We start from the raw sequence: 18,553 nt of genomic DNA on the forward strand, positions 1-18,553 counted from the left end.
TTCTACCCTACTATAACTTTGCCTTCAGGATATTTTAACAAAGTCTTTTTCTCTCTGCTGGCAAGGGCAATAAGAATAGTAAGCGCTCCAACCCTTCCTGCAAACATCGTAAATATGAGCACTAGCTTGCCTATTGACGTAAGGCCTGACGTTATTCCCAATGTTAGCCCCACCGTTCCAAATGCTGACACAGCTTCAAAGAGTATGTCCAAAAAATCGAATTTTTCAGTAATATTGAGTATCATAGTGACAGTTACTACAAGAGTCATGGCAAGCCCGAAAACCGCCAAAGACTTAGTTATAGCGGAATATGGTATGCTTCTCTTGTAAATCTCCACATGCTCCCTGCCCTTTATAAGCGTTATTATCGCGATAACAAGCAACGCGAATGTAGACGTCTTTATTCCGCCTGCAGTAGATGCCGGCGAGCCTCCTATAAACATGAGTATTATAGTCAAGAATTTGGAGCTGTCAGTCATGGCAGCAAGGTCTATGGTGTTAAAGCCCGCTGTCCTTGGACTTACTGACTGGAATAGTGCTCCAAGCACCCTGCCCTTTGCCGACAGTCCGCCTAATGTTGATGGATTGCCAGCTTCAAATAGAGAAAATAGCGCAAATCCTGCCAATATCAAAACCGCAGTCATTGTCAGCACTATCTTCGTATGGAGTGACAGCCTCTGGGCCTTTCCTTTTTGGAGAACATCCGCTATAACAGTAAATCCTAGTCCTCCAAGTATTATAAGTGAACATATTGTAAGATTTACTGTAATATTGTCTACATAAGGAGTCAGCGATCTGCCGTTTCCAACAAGATCAAATCCTGCATTGCAAAATGCCGAAATTGAGTGGAATAATCCATATGCCAGACCTTTTGCAATTCCCTTTTCTGGTATGAATACGCTCGAAAGAAGCAGCGCACCTATACCTTCTATTATGAATGTACCTATGAGTATGTGCCTTGTAAGGCGGACGAGTCCTGCAAGATCGTTTTGGTTGAGAGACTCTTGTATTATCAGTCTCTCACGAAGAGATATCTTCTTGCCTATAAGCATCGAAAAAAGGGTCGCCATGGACATGAAGCCCAGTCCGCCGACCTGTATGAGTCCTATTATTACTACTTTTCCAAAATTTGTCCAATATGTACCTGTATCGACAACTACAAGTCCCGTTACGCATGTGGCCGATGTGGCAGTAAACAGTGCGTTTATGAACCCCACACTCTCACCACTCTTGCTTGCAAAGGGAAGATTTAAAAGCATTGCTCCCACTAGTATAGTCACGGCGAATCCAACTACAACTATCTGTGCCGGGGAAAGCGCACTTGCTTTTTTCTCCCTTTTTTTTATTATGCTCGCCAATTATTTCACCTCTTAATTGTCACAGAGATATTGCATCAGATTGAAAATCTCACGATTAAACTTAGTTCAACTTTAAAACGACTTCCCATAATAGATGTTATCACTATACTGTTGTATTTACCACAATTTAATAAATAAAAAACAAGCCCCCGTTTTGTTTAAGAGGCTTGCATATTTTATTTATGCGTTAAGCTTTTGCTTTGCAGCTTCAACAAGCTGCTTGAATCCTTCTGGATCGTGTATAGCCATTTCAGAAAGCATTTTTCTGTTTATGTTAACATCAGCAAGCTTCAGGCCGCTTATGAATCTAGAATACGACATTCCGTTCATTCTTGTTGCAGCATTTATTCTTGTTATCCAAAGCTTTCTGAAATCTCTTTTCTTAAGCTTTCTGCCTACATAAGCATGTCTAAGCGCCTTAAGTACAAACTCGTTTGCTGGTCTGAAGAGTTTGCTTCTAGCACCTTTAAATCCTTTTGCAAGCTTTAGTATTTTTTTATGTCTTCTACGAGCGTTAACTCCTCTTTTAACTCTTGCCATGTCTTTCTCACTCCTTTTTAAAAACTAATATTAAAGATAAGGTAATAGAACAGCTATTCTCTTCATGTCGCCGTCGCTTACTATGCCAGCTTTTCTAAGGTTTCTCTTAGTCTTAGCAGATTTTTTTGTAAGGATATGTCTCTTGAAAGCTTTATTTCTCTTGAGTTTACCAGTTCCTGTCTTTTTAAATCTCTTAGCTGCTCCTCTATGAGTTTTCATCTTTGGCATGCTAATTTCCTCCTCTCAATTGTCTTACTGATTTTTTGGTTCAAGCACTGCAACCAGATTATTTCCTTCAAATTTTGGCTTACTTTCATAAACACCAAAATCAGATAGCATTTCAGCAAATTTCTCAACTATTTCCATACCATGCTCTCTATGGCCAAGCTCTCTTCCTCTGAACCTAACAACAACCTTCACCTTATCACCCTTTTCAAGGAACTTGGCGGCCATCTTAGCCTTGGTTTCAAGATCGTGCCCTTCAATTCTCGGTCTGAGTCTTATTTCCTTAACTGTTATAATCTTCTGATGCTTCTTAGATTCTTTCTCTTTCTTAGCAAGCTCGTATTTATACTTGCCGTAATCAATAAGCTTACAAACCGGAGGCTTCGCTCCAGGCGCGACTTTTACAAGATCCAGATTCTTTTCGCTTGCAATTCTCTGTGCCTCTTTTGTTGCCACTATGCCTAGTTGCTCGCCAGTTTCAGATATGAGCCTTACTTCCTTTTCTCTTATCTGTTCATTGATTTGTAGATCCTTGATAATGAACACCCCCGATTTTCAATATATATCCATGAAATATAAAAGCGGATAGCAAAAGCTATCCGCATATACACAAAATTCAACCATTGCAGCAATCACATGATACCGCAGGCAAAATAATCCAAGCTTGTGTATTAACCCTGCTGCCCTTGGTGCAAGGTGAGAAGCGGAAGCTCCTACTTTGTTTTTCAACATTTATAATCATATCATCATTATCACGCATTGTCAACACTTAGTAAACGCAATAATCAAATTAATGCATGTCTTCTACTCGTTCATTGTCTTGCTTCTATCCTCTTCCTGAACCATTTCTACGAAGTCTGCAGTTTCCATTGCTCCAAGCTCACCCTTGTCTCTTGAACGTACGGACACATTGCCAGATTCAGCTTCCTTCTCACCTACGATAAGCATGTACGGCACCTTTTCAAGCTGCGCCTCTCTAATTTTGTAGCCTATCTTTTCAGCCCTGCTATCTATCTCTACTCTTATGCCTTGTGCAAACATGTCATCACGAAGCTTTTGGGCGTATTCCATGAACTTGTCTGATATAGGAAGTATCTTTACCTGAACAGGAGCTATCCATACAGGGAATTTGCCTGCAAAGTGCTCTATCAGTATACCAATGAATCTTTCGATGCTTCCGAAGGCAACCCTGTGTATCATTACAGGCCTGTGCTTTTCGCCGTCGCTTCCCACGTATGTCAGGTCGAATCTTTGAGGAAGCTGCATGTCGAGCTGTATTGTGCCACACTGCCATGTTCTGCCTATGCAATCCTGAAGGTGAAAATCTATCTTAGGCCCATAGAAGGCGCCGTCTCCCGCGTTGAGCTTGTATTCAAGCCCCATTTCCTCAAGGGCTTCCCTGAGGCCGTTTTCTGCGATTTCCCACTCCTCGTCTGTTCCCATGGAGTCCTCAGGTCTTGTTGAAAGCTCCACATGGTATTTGAAGCCGAAAGTCTTATAAATATCGTCTATTAATTTTGCAACGCCCTTTATCTCGTCCTTTATCTGCTCAGGAAGCATAAATATGTGGGCATCATCCTGAGTGAAAGCTCTTGCCCTCATAAGGCCGTGAAGCGCTCCTGAAAGCTCGTGTCTATGGACCCTGCCTATCTCGCCTACTCTTATTGGGAAGTCCCTGTATGAATGCATCCTAGACTTGTATTCAATCATTCCGCCAGGGCAGTTCATAGGTTTTATGGCGTAATCCTCTTCGTCTATGCTTAGAGTGTACATATTCTCCTTGTAGTGGTACCAGTGCCCTGAAGTTTCCCATAGAGTCTTGCTGAGTATCATAGGAGTCTCTATCTCTACATAGCCTGCTTTTCTGTGCATTTCTCTCCAGTATTCCAGCAGCTTGTTTTTAAGCACAGTGCCTTTTGGAAGGAAGAACGGGAAGCCCGGTCCAAGCTCTGAAATCATGAACAGGTCAAGTTCCTTGCCGAGCTTTCTGTGGTCTCTCTTTTTCGCCTCCTCAAGCATGTTGAGGTAGTCGTCGAGGTCTTTTTTCTTCTCAAAGGATGTTCCGTATATTCTCTGGAGCATCTTGTTTTTCTCGTCGCCTCTCCAGTATGCTCCGGCAATGCTAAGCAACTTGAATGCCTTTACTTTTTTAGTGGAAGGAAGGTGCGGTCCTCTGCAAAGGTCTACAAACTCGCCCTGCTTGTAGAAAGAAATTACAGAGTCTTCAGGAAGGTCTCTTATAAGCTCAACCTTGTAGTCCTCGCCCATTTCCTGCATAAGCTTTATGGCTTCGTCTCTCGGAAGCGAATAGCTTTCTATCTTAAGGTCTTCCTTTGTAATCTTTTTCATCTCGGCTTCTATTTTTTCAAGTATCTCAGGAGTCACTCTCTCCTCAAGGTCTATGTCGTAGTAGAAACCACTTTCTATTGCTGGCCCTATGGCAAGCTTTGCATTCGGATACAGCCTTTTAACCGCCTGCGCAAGAATGTGCGAACTTGTGTGCCTAAATATCTCCTTGCCTTCTTCATCGTCAAACATAAGGAAATTGACTTTTGCGTCCTCTTCAAGCTTGAAGTCTATGCCGACTTCTTTTCCGTTGACCTCGCCTGCTATTACATTCCTTGCAAAGCCTTCGCTTATGGATACTGCAATTTCATATAGTGATGTGCCTTTTTCAAACTCCTTAACAGACCCATCTTTTAAAATGACATTTATGCCCATGCTATTACCTCCCAATATATATTTATTGACAATTTTCCGAAAACAAAAAAACCCTTGTCCTAAAAATGCATAGGACGAGGGTTCTACTCGCGGTTCCACCTAATTTGACCGCCAATTGCGGCCATCTCTTTGCCCTTTAACGCTGGCTTGCGAAGACACTTTCTCATTGGTACTGGTGTCCCTGCTCCAAGGTAGTTTTCAAGCGTCCATAACTAAAGGTGCTTTCAGCCGGTGACACCTTCTCTCTTTTGACTGGGAACGTTCTACTCTTCCTCTTCAAAGCAGTAGCTTTTTGGATTTCTATATTAAAGTAAATATATAATCAAATGCAGATTTTGTCAAGCCATCTTTTTTTGGTTTAATTTAAAGTTTTGGGTATAGTTATCATATAAAATGCATGTTTGGGGTGAAGGTAATGAATAAAAGCGAATTCTTAGAAAAATATCGCATGAGTGACGCAACGCTCGATAAAGCAGGGATATACTGGGAAGACCTCATGTCCATATATGAAAGCTATGTCGGCACCTTAAGCGAGCTTGAATATGCCGCCGAATACCTGTCCTCTGCGCTGATGAAGGCCCCAAGGGCTCATTCTGTAAAATTCAGAATAAAAGAACCCGAGCATCTTATGGAAAAGATAATACGAAAAAAACTGCACAAGCCCGAACTCTATGTGGATAAGCTCAACTACAGCCAGAAGGTAACAGACCTTATCGGCGTCCGTGTAATCCATCTATTCAAGGAGGATTGGGATGTCATAGACGACTTCATCAAGTCTAAATGGAGCCTTGCCGAAAAGCCCCATGCCAACGTAAGGACAGGCGAACTCAAGGCAAATATCGATGCGTTTGAAAACAGAGGTTGTGAGGTCATCTCCCACGAGCTCGGCTACAGATCAGTCCATTATGTCGTAAGGCTGGACCAAGGCAAGCCAGGCGGCGGAATTCTTGCTGAAATCCAGGTCAGAACCATATTTGAGGAGGCCTGGAGTGAAATAGACCACCAGATGAGATATTCTACTCATACGGACAGCCCTGCAATACAGGATTACCTTCGTATACTGAGCCAGCTCTCATGCGCAGCAGACGACATGGGCTCATTCCTTTTAAGATACAGCTACACGCTCAAAAATAAGTCCGCCGAATAAATCTAATCCGGCAGACCTGTTTTTTATTTTAATATATGCTTCCTACTCTACATGAAATATACAACTATAACCCCTTGAATCAAGCCTATCAAGAGACCTAGAACACCACCGAGCACCTCTATGTGCTTTAGTTCCTTCTTTGATATGCTTATTATTATTTCTTCCAGCTTTGCAAGGTCGAAAGCGTTTATCTTTTCCTCAACCATGTTGCCGAGCTTTATCCTTGAAGTGGCCCTGTGCACAAGATTCTGGCTCAGATCCTCAATGAGGCCGCCGGCCTCCTTCTCAACAGTGTTGTCTACATACTCCCTTATCATAGATTTGAGCGTAGAAGGTATGATCGAAGGGAGCTTTTCGTCTATTATCAGCCCTATCCTGAGCTTTATGGCTTTTATTATGTTTGCCTTATCCTCTTCCTTTATGACCTTGTCAACTATCTCCTCTATGGAAAGCAATTCTCTTTCAACTACGAGGCCTATCGAATGTGCTATCTCCTCGCGCCTTTTGGGAATCAGCCCCCATATTGCAAATCCCGTCATCGGGATTCTGATAGGCCTTATTGGCCTGAATATGAGCTTTATTGCAAGCACATTTGTAATCCAGCCTATTATAGCGCCCACTGCTCCCAGAAAAATTATTTTCTGCATCTTTCCACCTCCAAAGTAAATCTGGTTCCATGATGCTTTGCGGTCATCATTATAATCATACAATAAAAATACCCGGAATTCATCCGGGTATTTATCTTTAACAATTATTTTTTAGCCGCAGCTTCCGCCGCAAGAACTGCATCCAGCTTCCGGCTGTATTTCCGGTACTACTTTAAAACCAGAACCCATTGATTCTACTGTGAATCCTCCAAACTGCTTTACAACGTCACTTTCAACAACAAAAGTAACCTTATTGTCGCTGTTGACCTCGTCATTTTCCTTTTGCTCATCCAGAGCAAGTCCAAATACTGGGCCGCCTCAACCCATTCCAGCAACATATATCCTTACATTGCCCGGCTGGTCAGGATTTTGTCCTATGACCTCAAGTATGGTGTTTACAGCTGCGTCATCTATAGTTATTTTCAAACTAATCACCGCCTTGTCAAAAAATAGATTTGCTTAATTTCACTATATCATCAGCTGTTTATTATGTCAATTTTTTATTACAAAGACAATTTGTATTAGCCGTTTTTATAACCCGCCGTCAGAATTTATTTTTTGTCGCCCTTTATGAACTCCTCTATGCTTATTTCCTTCACCTCTACTATGTTCTCAAGGGTGCTGTAATTTCTTACTGTAAATTCATAAAGTTGATTTGTCAGTATAGGTATAGATTCTTTTTTGAATCTATTGCCATATCTTGAAACAACTATATTCTTTATGCCTTCCTTGATTACACCTATCAATTCTTCCTGTATAGTCCATTTGGGCACAAAATTCTTTTCCACCAGGATTGATATGCCGATATTTATGTTAACAGCCATGTCAAGCATCTCTTCCTCTGTATAATCAATCCAGTGCGAAATAATATCAAGCACCTGAAGAGCCTGCAATGGTACGCCAAGTTTTCTAGCTCTCAGCATCTCATCCTCAAAATCTTCTTTCAAGAAGCCTTCCAGCTGCTGAACTCTTTTTATCCAGTTGTCGTGCGTGTCAACAAGTATCGTTTCCAGCTTTCTCAGCAGTCTGTCGTACAGCTCCATGTTCTTGCCTATGTTCAACTCTATAGCTGCTCTTATGGCATTTTCCATGGAATATGCCCTGGCAGCGTTCCCAAGCATCGACATCTTGCGCGCAAAATTGCCGTCATATATGCTAATAGGCGTCATTATCTCATACATCTGCGACTGGGTTGCGTAATCGCTCAAAAGCCTGCGCGTTGAACGACCGAGAAAATCCATGTCAAGGCTGCCTTTCGGCGAAAATGCCGCCTTAATCTGCGCCCTTAGAAATGAAAGTTTCTTCAAGTACTCTTCATATTCTGACGAGTCATATTCCCCTGTTATCTGTTCTACCAAGGCTGCATAGCTTCTGTACGCCTTCTCGAAATCAGCCCTTTTCATTTCCGAATCCATGATCTTAATAATTTTATCAACTTCTCTAACGTCGGCGCCTTCCAGCACAGCTTGGATTTCCTCTCTAGCAGCCTTAAGCTCCTTGTATACGACATCGTACGGAACCGCAAAATCCCCATATTTACCAACAACATTCAAAATCCATCTGATGCTGGCTTCTCTCGAAATATCGAAAAACATGAAAAATTCCTTATATGCATATTCCGAGCTTCCCATTGTAACTGCCCTCAATATATCCTTCGGATCATACAGCACCTTATCACAGTATACTATCGCAAGGTGCGGCTGCTCAATATAGCCCGGTATAACCTGGTCTGTAACGAGTATGCCTGTCTTGTCAATCTTGAGCGGCTCTTTGAAATCCTTGAGTATATTTGCCTTTTCTGTATCGCTCATTGACGAGCCCAGCTCTTTTACTGTCACATCGCAGCCAGGCAGCTCAGATATCATTCTTCTTATGGTCTTGAAATACTTGTGTGCTTCCTGTTCATTCTCGCAAAGTATGCAAGCCTTAGATTCCTGGGGATAAATCACACTCATATAATGACCAAATACCTTCTGTATCTTGTCTTCAACAGGCAAAATCTTGTAGTCGCCAGAATCCCTCACCAGAGTTTTTACTATTGCGCCGTATTCAAGCGCGCTGGCCGCATCATATGAACATGTATTTTCCTCAAATATTCCTGACAACTCCCCATCCAAAAGCTCCCTTGGCACGTCGGAAACCGACAGGAAAATCCCCTTTGGAAAATATCGCCTAAGCTGCTTTGCTTTATCTGCAAATTCATCAAGGCTGTCAAAAATAAAAATCACGTTTCCGACTTCGGATATTTCATCAACGTAGGGCTTTACAAAAGTTTCCACATCAACATCCGTGCCGTCGCTCACGGCGATACAGGTATGCTCATCCGCAGAGTCCGTGCATGTTCTGACAAATTCTCCAAACTTTCTAATGAGGCGTATGTTTTCTTTTGAAAGAGGTATGCTTCTTTCTACGCGCTTTTTGATGTCACTTCTTTTTGTCAGCACGCATATTCTCCACTTTCTGAAGGTGCTGCTGTTAGTCATACGAAGCAGGGTATGCGTTGCAATTATGCCGTTGTCTGTTCCGCAGAAGCTGTGCGCGAGAGTATTTTTCGAGGAAGCTGCATTCTCAAATAGTCTGTCCACAGTCTTTATATGCCTGAAGCTGCAAACCCGTTTCCTTCTGTTTCCGCTTTTGAGATCATACTCGTACCATATGTGGTTTTTTATAATATTGACCAGCATCCCTTTCTCTAAAGGTTCGAAAAATTCATCCTCATCTGCCAATGCGCAGAACCTCTTGAAATTCACACACCGGTCAGTAACGGTTCCTACATAAGCATTGTCTCTTGTCATTATTATACACAGCATGCTGCACGATGAAATTCCTCTCGACGAATAGAGCTCTGCAAAGAGCCTCTTGTAAACGTCCATCTTGTATATCCATTCATCCGTTACTATATTATTTGAACTTTTCCTTTTTTCCACCATAACCATCGGTAATCCGTTAATAAATATAACAGTGTCATATTCAGTTATTTTGCCCTCTAATGTTATTTTGAAACCATCAGTGGCTACGAACTCATTATTCTCCATATTCTCGAAATCTATGAATTCTACTTTTCTTTGAATGAGCTTATCTGATTCATCCCTGACTTCTATTTTTATTATCTGATTCACTATTATGTCGTACATTGATTCATTCAGTGCGTCAAGCGAGATATTCTTGTCCTCACGGGGCGATTCAATCCGCCTTATTGCCGCCTCTATGTTCCCGCTTTCCATCCACGGATTAAGCCTTTTCAGAGATTTTTCAAGGCGCATTTCGAGCATGAAACTTTCGTATGACTTTCTTTCTCCATTTTCAGGGGTCAGCTGTTCTCCTGGAATATGTAAATATCCGTGCAGCTCTTCGAGCTTTTTGCATACATCAAATCGAACATAATTACTTTCATTCATGACAAGCACCACCTTTTAAAAAAAGCCACCTGACAGGTGGCTTTTTTGGGTTTAGTAGTATTCAGCAGTCACTACTTTACCGAGCTTCTTGAGCTCCTGCTTTATTTCTTTTATTATATCCAATTTGGATATCAATTCCTCAGGAAAATCAAAATTTTGATGCGCAGGATTTATTCTTCTGCCTATTATGAAATTTATATGGGTTGCTTCATCAAGCAAAACCTTTAGAAGCAAATAAACGCCATTCTTATGCTTGTCATTTTTGAAATACTCGTCTATATGCCTAATGTCATTGTTATACTCCTTGAGTATATCCAGTGCCTTTTTCAGCGTAAGCACACCTTCCGTCACCAGGTCTATGCCTTTAATGTAGGCTATAGGCGGAATATCCGCATTTATGTTTTCTGTGTCTACCTCTATTTCATGTCCGATTTCTCGTGCGACAATCTGGGCCGCAGTTCCGCCGCAGACTACTTTTTTCCCATAAGTGGAGGTGAGTTTTTTGACTATTATCTTGTCATCCTCTATACTCAGCGGAGGGCCTGTAAACAAAGTTACATGCTTTGGCCTGACATATTTCATGACTATAACCGTGGCATCGTCATACGGCTTCTCCTCGTATAGGTGGTTACATGTTGAGATAATTCTTTTTGCTGTATTTATCGCACTAATGCTATTTGGTATTTTAGCCACATAATTAGAGATGTTCTCCGTTCCCCAAGCATAGTTTAGCATTGCTCCTATCCCCGCGTGAGCTACTCCGTCGCTTATTGCCACTATAGTGTCCCCGTCCCCGAGCTCAAACTCGCTCTCCCTGACCCTTCTGTTGGCAATTATGACCTCTTCCCCCTTTATAAGCGTAGACTCCTTGCCCCTTCTAAGTATAACCTCAGGATTATCGAAATTTGCGATATATACCTTGCCTGAATTGAGCATGTGTATTATGGTAAATGTCGAATAAGCAAGATTCCTCACTCTGCAAACCGGAAGAGTATTAATTATTGTATTTACAACTTCCTCTATTGCCGAACCGCTCTTTAGCATGGTTATTGCTATTTTCGAAGTCAATGTCGAGAGTATGTTAGCCTTGACTCCTGAACCCAGACCGTCTGAAAGCACAGCCATTACACCATCCTCGTATCTAACCATCTCTATGCTGTCTCCGCAGAGTTCTTCTCCCAGCTTGCTCAAATTAAGGTATGCCACATCTATGAACCTTGGCTCGCTTTTGTCATATATTCTCTTCATCTACACCAGCCTCTACTTTAATAGTATTCCTTTTCTTTCAGAGCAAGCTCCTTAAGGCTTGAAAGGATTATTTTTGTTTCTGCAGTGCTCTCGCCAAGCAGCGAAGCTATTTCCTGCGCAACTCTCATTTGCTTTTCTATCAAATTTTGGCTTATATCTATGGTCCTGATTTTCATCTCCTGAACCATGCGCTTTTGACTTTCTTCCTTGGTGTTGTCATTGAGTATGGCGAATATGGCTTTGCGCTCGCTTAGATATATCATGTTTTCGATTGTATCTTTTTCGAAATTCTCCCATCTGGTTTTTTTTGAGAGTATGTCCTGTTTGCTGTAGAGCACCTCAACAAAATCCCTAATATCCATATAATCTCCTATGTATGAACCTATGAGACGCTCCTTGCTCTCCCCTATCACTTTTGTCATGGCCTCATTTATGTCTATTATTCTAAAATCCTCGCCCACTATGACAATGTAGTTGGGGCTAAGCTCAAAAACCTTGTTGCTCAGCCTGTTGAGCCTGTCGTGCATGTATATTCTGCAGTTTTTCGGCTCTGACATTCCTTTGCATATTGCAATCGCCTTTTCCCTGCAGGTTTTGTATCCGCAAGCCCCGCAATCGAGCTCTTCATACTCACTGTCTTTTCCCATGCTGCAAAGAGCCTGCTTTATATCATATTCCGACGGTTTTATTATATTCAGCCTTACAGGCAAAAATTGCCTGTTAATGTCAATATTTCTGTATGCGCTCTCCAATTCACCCAGGCTTGCAATTTTATCACCCTTGGACTCAAACTCATTTAACCTTTGCTTTCTAAACAACACTCCCCGCTTATGCTTATAGTCAGGGCCTCCTGCACACGCCCCTGTACAAGTACCCATGCTAACACATATTCCCTGCGGCTCATCCCTTTTCATGGAGCTAATGAAATCCTTGCATTCTCTTATACCTCTTATGTCTATGCCAATAACCCCACCTTCAGCAGTCTCTACATCGAATGGCTTGTAGAGCACGCACCCTTCCCTGGCTGTCTTGCTGTCAAAATCCTTGTCTTCAAGATTTCGCAACTCAATGCCTGAGGAGTGAATCCAGCCAATCACCTGGCTGAAAGTGAGCACTTTATCTATATAGTCGCGGTTTTGGGGCTCCATGGACTCAACCTTTCTGGATATGCACGGCCCTATGTGAACAATCTTCGCGTCCCTTCCATATTTTTCCTTCAGGAACTTGGCATGGAGCACCATTGGTGAGTCTACAGGTATTATATGTTCCAGCAGTTCTTCATTGTATTTTCTTATTAGCTGCGTGGAACAGTTGCAGTAGGATGATATGAAAACACCCGTATTCCCTTTGACCTGATTTTTTTTGATATAGTTTTTTGAAAACTCCATAACGGTATAGGCCGCAACACTGGTGTCTTCTATTCTATAAAATCCCAGCGCCTTAAGAGCCGCTATAAACTTGCCTTGACTAAGGCCATTGAAGTCAGATACGATATGAGGATCAACCGATGCTATAACCTTGTAGTTAAGCCTTATATATTCTCTCACCTGGCCTATATCCGACATTATCCTTATGGCATCATGAGGACATTCTCTGTAGCAATTGCCGCACGAAATGCAAAGCTCATCCACTATGGTAGCCTTATCGGCTTCTATTTTCACTGCCTTCACAGGGCATGTCATTACACATCTATAGCATCCCCTGCAATTAGATTTTACAACTTCGAGGAAATTATCCATAAAAACCATCTCCATGCCTGTATTTAAATATATTTTATAGCTAATATATTTTTTTGTCAAATTTTTATCATATTGTATTTTTTATCATTCCGTTGCATTTAATTATATCATACTTCATGGCATTTTGGTTATTTTCAACACGTCTGAGCATGGCGCCATTTTTCAATTCCATGTATTTATGCATCGCGATTATTAATTATACCAGCAGCAGCCCTCGAGCAGTGGCATAATCGAGCCGTAGTCAGCAAGCTTGAAATCTCCCAGATTCACTATTGCTTTTCCTCTTTTTTCTATGAATTCCCTTATTTCGAAGTGGTATGAATGCTTTGTGACATCTCCTATAAAGGCAATTTCATCCCTGGATATAAGACCTGAACATCCCCCAATAAATCCGTATTCAAATCCATCAAGGCTTATTCCCCCTTTTTCTATAAGAAGGCTCTCAATTCCAAAACCCATCGCAGCCCTGTGTATACCTACATCAGAAGTTATAATCGCCGTCTCGTCAATTACGCATGTAGAGCACTTGCTGTAGCCTTGCTTTACGTCTATCATAACATATCCTTGCTTTTGTATATGCTCGAGCAGCAGACTGTCAGTATGCCTGAAGTTGTGTATTGCATGCTTCCCTACGAAAGCTACGTTATACTGAATATTGTGAGGGTAGCTATATAGGAGTTCGCTTCTGCCGCACACAACATCAAAGCCATATTTTGAAAGCAAGGCTTTATAGTATTCAAATGAATCCGGAGCAGTCACAACATACTTTCCACCCACATGACAAACTGAAATGTCCGGATGTCCCGATATCGCAGGATAAGTATTCTTTGAAAGACTGGTTTCTATGAGCATGCCTCTTCGGGCAAGCATATTTTTAGCCTCGATGGGAGTCCTGCTGTCTATTATGAACATTCTGGCATTATCTTCGGGAATAGATGGACAATCTATGAATTTCAAAATTTTCACCCCTAAAATAAAAATTGCAGAGCCATATGTGGCTCTGCAATTAATTATAATATAAAATTTAAGATGTTTTATATTAATAGTTTCTTTCGAATACTGTTTGCTCTTCAATTTCAGTTTGAAGTGCTTCAAGAGCTTTTTCAACTATCTTTCTTCTAAGAGCTTTTTCCTCTGCATGAGAAAGAGCTGGATTTCCAAGTGGGTGAGGTATTGCTATAGCTGGAACTATTCTGTTGGCTCCAACCGTTAGCGATATTGGAGTAACTGTACATATATGAACTACAGGTATTCCTGCTCTTTCTATTTCTTTAACCATAGATGCACCGCATCTAGTACAAGTGCCTCAGGTTGAAGTTAGGACAACAGCGTCAACGCCGTCTGCTACTAGCTCCTTAGTGAATTCTTCAGCGAATTTCTTAGAGCTTGCAACAGCAGTACCGTTACCTACTGTAGAGTAGAAGTATCTGTGAAGCTTGCCTATCTTGCCTTCCTTCTCCATGTCTCTTAGCACGTCTACTGGTATAACTCTGTCTGCATCTTCGTTGGCGTAAACTGGATCGTGTCCGCCGTGAGCAGTCTCCCAGCCTTCCGCAGTAAGATCGTCTACCCCTTCTATGTCGTACTTGCCGTACTTAGAAGCTGATGAAGACTCTATTCTGTCTGGGTTGCCCTTTGGAACTATACCACCTGAAGTTACAATGGCTATTGTAGCTTTAGACATATCTACTATAGCCTTGCCTGGCGCAACCTTGTCAAATGTAGGCATTGGATACTCAGTCTCATATTCTTCGCCCTTTAGCTTCTTAACAAGCATGGCGACAGCTCTCTTAGCTCCTCTGTCTTCCTTGAACATGTTAACCCTAATGCCTCTTTCGATGTATCCTTCTGCAGCCGGCCCGCCTATTTCTTCGCCCCTGGCTAGCTTCATCGCGAATTTTGCCAGCGCCGGAAGAGCTGTTCTCATACCTGCAGCCGAATCCGCTGTAGACATGATGTATACATACTTCTTAAACATATCAGCTCCTGGGTTTTCTATATACATAGCTGTTACCGCAGGTATCCCAAGCTCTTCTTGAACAGCCTTGGTTATTGTTCCTGAAGCAACACCGTATCTTCCTGCGTTGAAAGCAGGTCCTGCTATGAATACGTCTGGGTTAAATGATTTAACCATTTCAAGTATTCTGTTTTTTGCCTCTACCAGGTTTTCTCCGAAGTACGAGTCTCCGCAAACCACAGTACCTACAACCTCGGCGTCATCCTTCACAAGATTCGCAAGGCTCTGGCTTACCGGCGGAAGTGCCTCGGCAATAAATGGCTCGATGTCAGCTTTTTCTTCTCCGCCAATTCCAGCGAAGAATTGGTTTATATAATGAACTACTCTCAGTTTGCTCATGGTATTTATTTACCTCCTCAGATTAATCGTTATACTTGCCAAACTGCTCTCTTATTGACTTCATTTCAGCTATTATAGAGTCAACATCAAGAACCATTTCCATCATGCCTATTTGCTCATCGTAAACCGCCGGGTCTACCGCGTCCTTGAATTCCGGCTCAACCGCGTGGAATACTCTTAGTCCCAACTGGACTCCTGCAAGTGGTCCTGCGAATGTAGGGTCTCCTGCTGTAACAGTCTCTGCAGCTAGTCCTGCTGATTCAGCTTCTGCTGCACCAACTAGAACTACAACATTCTCTGCACCGAATTGCTCAGCAAAACCTTTAACCCTATTCTGATTCTCCAGGTCCATTGCACCAGCAGCAGTTCAGACAAAGCATTCTGTAGCAGAATAAACCACATCTGCTCCAGTGCCTTTTAGGCATTCTGCTATCGCTGGCCCTGGTATTCCGTCTCTGTCGCCTATTATGACAACTTTCTTGCCATCAAATACAGACATACAAATACCTCCTTAGCCATAATTATATTTTCATATCCGAAATTTATTATTAATATCCTTTAGCAGACAGGTATCCAAAACCAAGCTCGTTTGTAGCTCCTGTTATAGCCTGGATTTCAACTTCTATGCTTCCGTCAGCTCTAAGAGAACCGTCGAATCCGCCTGCTATAGTATCGACATATTGAATATGTCCTATAGTCTTATCCATTGGAGGAAGTACTATTACCATGTTAGCGTTACCGTTGCTTACAACAGCGTTAGCTCTTATGTCGGCGTCAGCAAGCGACTGAGAAGCTCCGTCTCTTCCTGCGTACTCGTCTGTAGATATTACAGTCTTAACATCTTCCATTTCTATCTTCTTGCAGTTCATTATAAGGTCTGTATCTGGGTTTCCAAAGCCTTCCTGAGATACTATAGCACCGTCAAGTCCTAGGTATTTGCAAAGCTTTGCTGTCCAGTTAGAAGATCTTTCCTTGTCAGCAAGGTATACGTTCTCGTTAGTTATTATAACACCAACAAAGTTGATTTCTTTTCCGTGCATTGCGTAAAGCTCTTCAATCATTGGGTTGTTGCAGTGTACGTATGTTGGGTTCTTGTCGCAAGATGAAACGCAGTTTCCGCTTAGTACCGCTCCATCCATTACTTCTGTTGGGTATAGTATTGTTGGAACTATTTTCTTCGCATCTACGCCGTATACATATGTGTCATGAAGAAGGCCTTGAGTTTGAAGCATGTATACATAACCTACCTTTGGAAGGTTTGGATACTTGGCTGCTCCTTCAAATATCGTATCAGTCTCATAAGCCTTTACTTCGTCAGGAGTTGCGTTTCTTCCAGCTTCTCCAAGGTATACACCCGCGTTAAGTCCAACCATTCTTAGCGCTTCTTCGTGTCTGTGCTGGTCTATTCCATCATCAGGCTCGGCTATTACTATAAGGTTTACAGTCTTAGAGAAAGGAGTGTACTCTGCTCCAGGACCAGTCATATCTATTATACCTTCCTGGAAGCCAACTACCTTTCCAGTAGTTACAACAGCAGCGCCCTTAAGCACGTGAGTTCTTCCCGAACCTACTGTGTCAACCTTGCCTATTACTCCTGGGAATATTCCGCCGGGTCCTTCGACCTTGACCCTTGGCTCTATGACATCCTTAACAGGAGTTATTCTCACGCTCTCTCCAGGACGCGCGATGTCAAGATCTACTGATTTGACGTGTTCAATCACGCTTAATTTCTTGATCATTTCATCCTTGTTTACATAAAGAACCCCATTTTCAACCTTAGTCTGATCTCCGAACTGGATGTCCTTAATAAAGATATTTCCAATTTCTAAACGCATTTACGAATACCTCCTCATAGTTATTAAAAATTTGGTGCACTTAAAAGTATGAAGCTTGGACTGTGCAAACTGTACTTTTTCGCACCCACCTCCCTTTAAATGAATTTCATGCTATTTCATCCATTTTATTGATAATGGAAAAATCCCAATCTGTCATTAACATCATTATACCCCTATGTTGTATTTTTTAAATGCAGGCGTTTCATTTTAATTATAGAATATATTTTAATCGTCTATCTGTCACTTTATAACTCTGAAATACAATCAAAAAAACAGAGAAGACTATCCCATCCCTCTCCGCTTGATTCCAGAGGCTGTCAAGAATATAAAATTTCTCTATATATATGAATACCATTATAAGCAACTCATAAACAACTTCTCGAAAAGTACTCTATAAATTCAATTTTCGTGATAGATTTCATTAATAATATAAACAAAAAGCCCCGTTTGCTTTTTTATGCAAACAAGGCCTAAATTAAATCATATTTTTTTAAGATAAAAGGCTGCAACTAAGCTCGGTCCTGTATGTATCCCGATTACCGATCCAATATTTGATGTTTGAATTTTATCCATGTCCATACGTTCCGCAGACATGTCTAGGAATTTTTGAAAAAGCTCCATATCAAGCCCGTGGGAAATCATTATCTGCTCAGGGGATTCTCCAGCTTCTTTTACAATTATATCGAGCATTTCTTCGAGAGCCTTTTTCGTTCCGCGCACATTCTTGAGGTGCTTTACTATGCCATCTTCGAGCGTAAGCAGCGGTTTGACATTCAGTATTGTTCCTATTGCAGCCTGAGTAGCCGAAAGTCTGCCTCCTCGTTTAAGATAGTCAAGCGTGTCAACTGTAAACACACACCCTATTCGCTCCTTCATGCACTTAGCCCTCTCAATTATCTGTTCCGGTGTTTTGCCTTCTCTTGCCATTTTGGCGGCTTCAACTGCAATCATGCCACTGGCATAGCTTAAAAGATATGTGTCAAATACGTGTATGGACTCACTTCCTATAGCATTTTTTGCAACTAGAGCAGACTGGAAAGTGCCTGAAGCCCTTGACGATGATCCAATGTATATTATAGTATGCCCGCCATTTAAATAGGATGTGAATATTTCCTCAAACTTCTTTGGTGTCACTTGGGATGTAGTGGGCAGCTTTCCTGATTTTTCAATTTTCCCGTACATTTCTTCCGGAGTGATTTCAATGCCATCCTTGTACTGAGCATCATCAAATATTATAGTCAGCGGCATTACTTCAATATCAAGTTCCCTGGCCACCTCCTGCGGTATATCTGCCAGGCTGTCTGAAATAATCTTAATGTTCATTATTCATCATACCCCC

General features: G+C 41.8%; 15 protein-coding genes and 1 other annotated feature. Of the genes, 1 reads left to right on the plus strand and 14 read right to left on the minus strand.

Translation table 11 applies throughout. The annotated features are described in order from the left end of the window. Positions 1–2 precede the first annotated feature (2 nt). The 5 genes from GT589_RS04705 to thrS all read right to left on the minus strand — a co-directional run bounded on the left by GT589_RS04705 (position 3) and on the right by thrS (position 4,844). Positions 3–1,358, minus strand: a complete 1,356-nt coding sequence (locus tag GT589_RS04705) for a TrkH family potassium uptake protein (RefSeq protein ID WP_293396742.1) — start codon at positions 1,356–1,358, stop codon at positions 3–5. A 180-nt stretch (positions 1,359–1,538) separates the two neighbouring features. After that, positions 1,539–1,898: a 50S ribosomal protein L20 gene (gene rplT / locus GT589_RS04710; RefSeq protein WP_293396745.1), complete on the minus strand. Its 360-nt coding sequence runs from the start codon at positions 1,896–1,898 to the stop codon at positions 1,539–1,541. Between the two features lie 30 nt (positions 1,899–1,928). Continuing rightward, entirely contained in the window at positions 1,929–2,126 is a 198-nt protein-coding gene (gene rpmI / locus GT589_RS04715; RefSeq protein ID WP_025435205.1) for a 50S ribosomal protein L35, read from the minus strand. A 24-nt stretch (positions 2,127–2,150) separates the two neighbouring features. Beyond that, a complete protein-coding gene (infC, locus tag GT589_RS04720; protein WP_442952076.1) occupies positions 2,151–2,669 on the minus strand; it encodes a translation initiation factor IF-3 in 519 nt (172 codons plus the stop codon). Positions 2,670–2,927: 258 nt separating this feature from the next. Beyond that, positions 2,928–4,844 carry a threonine--tRNA ligase gene (gene thrS, locus GT589_RS04725; protein WP_293396752.1) on the minus strand — a complete coding sequence of 639 codons (1,917 nt, stop codon included), beginning with the start codon at positions 4,842–4,844 and terminating at the stop codon, positions 2,928–2,930. Positions 4,845–4,911: 67 nt separating this feature from the next. Next, positions 4,912–5,133 (minus strand) — a binding site (T-box leader). Between the two features lie 126 nt (positions 5,134–5,259). Between thrS and GT589_RS04730 the strand changes: the two genes are divergently transcribed. Beyond that, positions 5,260–5,991 (plus strand): RelA/SpoT domain-containing protein, encoded by a 732-nt coding sequence (locus GT589_RS04730; RefSeq protein WP_293396755.1) that lies wholly within the window; start codon positions 5,260–5,262, stop codon positions 5,989–5,991. Positions 5,992–6,038: 47 nt separating this feature from the next. On the opposite strand, the gene GT589_RS04735 is transcribed toward GT589_RS04730, so the two are convergent. The 9 genes from GT589_RS04735 to GT589_RS04775 all read right to left on the minus strand — a co-directional run bounded on the left by GT589_RS04735 (position 6,039) and on the right by GT589_RS04775 (position 18,537). Further along, complete coding sequence (locus GT589_RS04735; protein ID WP_293396758.1) at positions 6,039–6,638, minus strand: DUF445 domain-containing protein; 600 nt, start codon at positions 6,636–6,638, stop codon at positions 6,039–6,041. A 551-nt stretch (positions 6,639–7,189) separates the two neighbouring features. Further along, positions 7,190–10,036 carry a type I restriction endonuclease gene (locus GT589_RS04740; RefSeq protein WP_293396761.1) on the minus strand — a complete coding sequence of 949 codons (2,847 nt, stop codon included), beginning with the start codon at positions 10,034–10,036 and terminating at the stop codon, positions 7,190–7,192. Between the two features lie 51 nt (positions 10,037–10,087). Further along, positions 10,088–11,284: a SpoIIE family protein phosphatase gene (locus GT589_RS04745; protein ID WP_293396764.1), complete on the minus strand. Its 1,197-nt coding sequence runs from the start codon at positions 11,282–11,284 to the stop codon at positions 10,088–10,090. Positions 11,285–11,301: 17 nt separating this feature from the next. Continuing rightward, complete coding sequence (locus GT589_RS04750) at positions 11,302–13,023, minus strand: [Fe-Fe] hydrogenase large subunit C-terminal domain-containing protein (protein ID WP_293396767.1); 1,722 nt, start codon at positions 13,021–13,023, stop codon at positions 11,302–11,304. Between the two features lie 192 nt (positions 13,024–13,215). Continuing rightward, positions 13,216–13,980, minus strand: a complete 765-nt coding sequence (locus tag GT589_RS04755) for a DUF6873 family GME fold protein (RefSeq protein ID WP_293396770.1) — start codon at positions 13,978–13,980, stop codon at positions 13,216–13,218. Between the two features lie 82 nt (positions 13,981–14,062). Beyond that, on the minus strand, positions 14,063–15,379 hold the full coding sequence (gene grdB, locus GT589_RS04760; protein ID WP_293396773.1) for a glycine reductase complex selenoprotein B: 1,317 nt from the start codon (positions 15,377–15,379) through the stop codon (positions 14,063–14,065). Between the two features lie 22 nt (positions 15,380–15,401). Next, positions 15,402–15,878, minus strand: a complete 477-nt coding sequence (grdA, locus tag GT589_RS04765) for a glycine/sarcosine/betaine reductase complex selenoprotein A (RefSeq protein WP_293396776.1) — start codon at positions 15,876–15,878, stop codon at positions 15,402–15,404. Positions 15,879–15,927: 49 nt separating this feature from the next. After that, complete coding sequence (locus GT589_RS04770) at positions 15,928–17,214, minus strand: glycine/sarcosine/betaine reductase component B subunit (protein WP_293396779.1); 1,287 nt, start codon at positions 17,212–17,214, stop codon at positions 15,928–15,930. 480 nt (positions 17,215–17,694) lie between these two features. Then, positions 17,695–18,537, minus strand: a complete 843-nt coding sequence (locus GT589_RS04775) for a DegV family protein (protein ID WP_293396782.1) — start codon at positions 18,535–18,537, stop codon at positions 17,695–17,697. Positions 18,538–18,553: the final 16 nt, after the last annotated feature.

The sequence above is a fragment of the Peptoclostridium sp. genome, from assembly GCF_009881055.1.
Taxonomy (GTDB): Bacteria; Bacillota; Clostridia; order Peptostreptococcales; family Peptostreptococcaceae; genus Peptoclostridium_A.

What these genes read in the sequence shown, in the direction of transcription:
- GT589_RS04770 (WP_293396779.1), bottom strand. Translation starts at nt 17,214, where the DNA reads ATGCGTTTAGAAATTGGAAATATCTTTATTAAGGACATCCAGTTCGGA.
- GT589_RS04745 (WP_293396764.1), bottom strand. Translation starts at nt 11,284, where the DNA reads ATGAAGAGAATATATGACAAAAGCGAGCCAAGGTTCATAGATGTGGCA.
- GT589_RS04775 (WP_293396782.1), bottom strand. Translation starts at nt 18,537, where the DNA reads ATGAACATTAAGATTATTTCAGACAGCCTGGCAGATATACCGCAGGAG.
- GT589_RS04735 (WP_293396758.1), bottom strand. Translation starts at nt 6,638, where the DNA reads ATGCAGAAAATAATTTTTCTGGGAGCAGTGGGCGCTATAATAGGCTGG.
- GT589_RS04740 (WP_293396761.1), bottom strand. Translation starts at nt 10,036, where the DNA reads ATGAATGAAAGTAATTATGTTCGATTTGATGTATGCAAAAAGCTCGAA.
- thrS (WP_293396752.1), bottom strand. Translation starts at nt 4,844, where the DNA reads ATGGGCATAAATGTCATTTTAAAAGATGGGTCTGTTAAGGAGTTTGAA.
- GT589_RS04730 (WP_293396755.1), top strand. Translation starts at nt 5,260, where the DNA reads ATGAATAAAAGCGAATTCTTAGAAAAATATCGCATGAGTGACGCAACG.
- rplT (WP_293396745.1), bottom strand. Translation starts at nt 1,898, where the DNA reads ATGGCAAGAGTTAAAAGAGGAGTTAACGCTCGTAGAAGACATAAAAAA.
- rpmI (WP_025435205.1), bottom strand. Translation starts at nt 2,126, where the DNA reads ATGCCAAAGATGAAAACTCATAGAGGAGCAGCTAAGAGATTTAAAAAG.
- GT589_RS04750 (WP_293396767.1), bottom strand. Translation starts at nt 13,023, where the DNA reads ATGGATAATTTCCTCGAAGTTGTAAAATCTAATTGCAGGGGATGCTAT.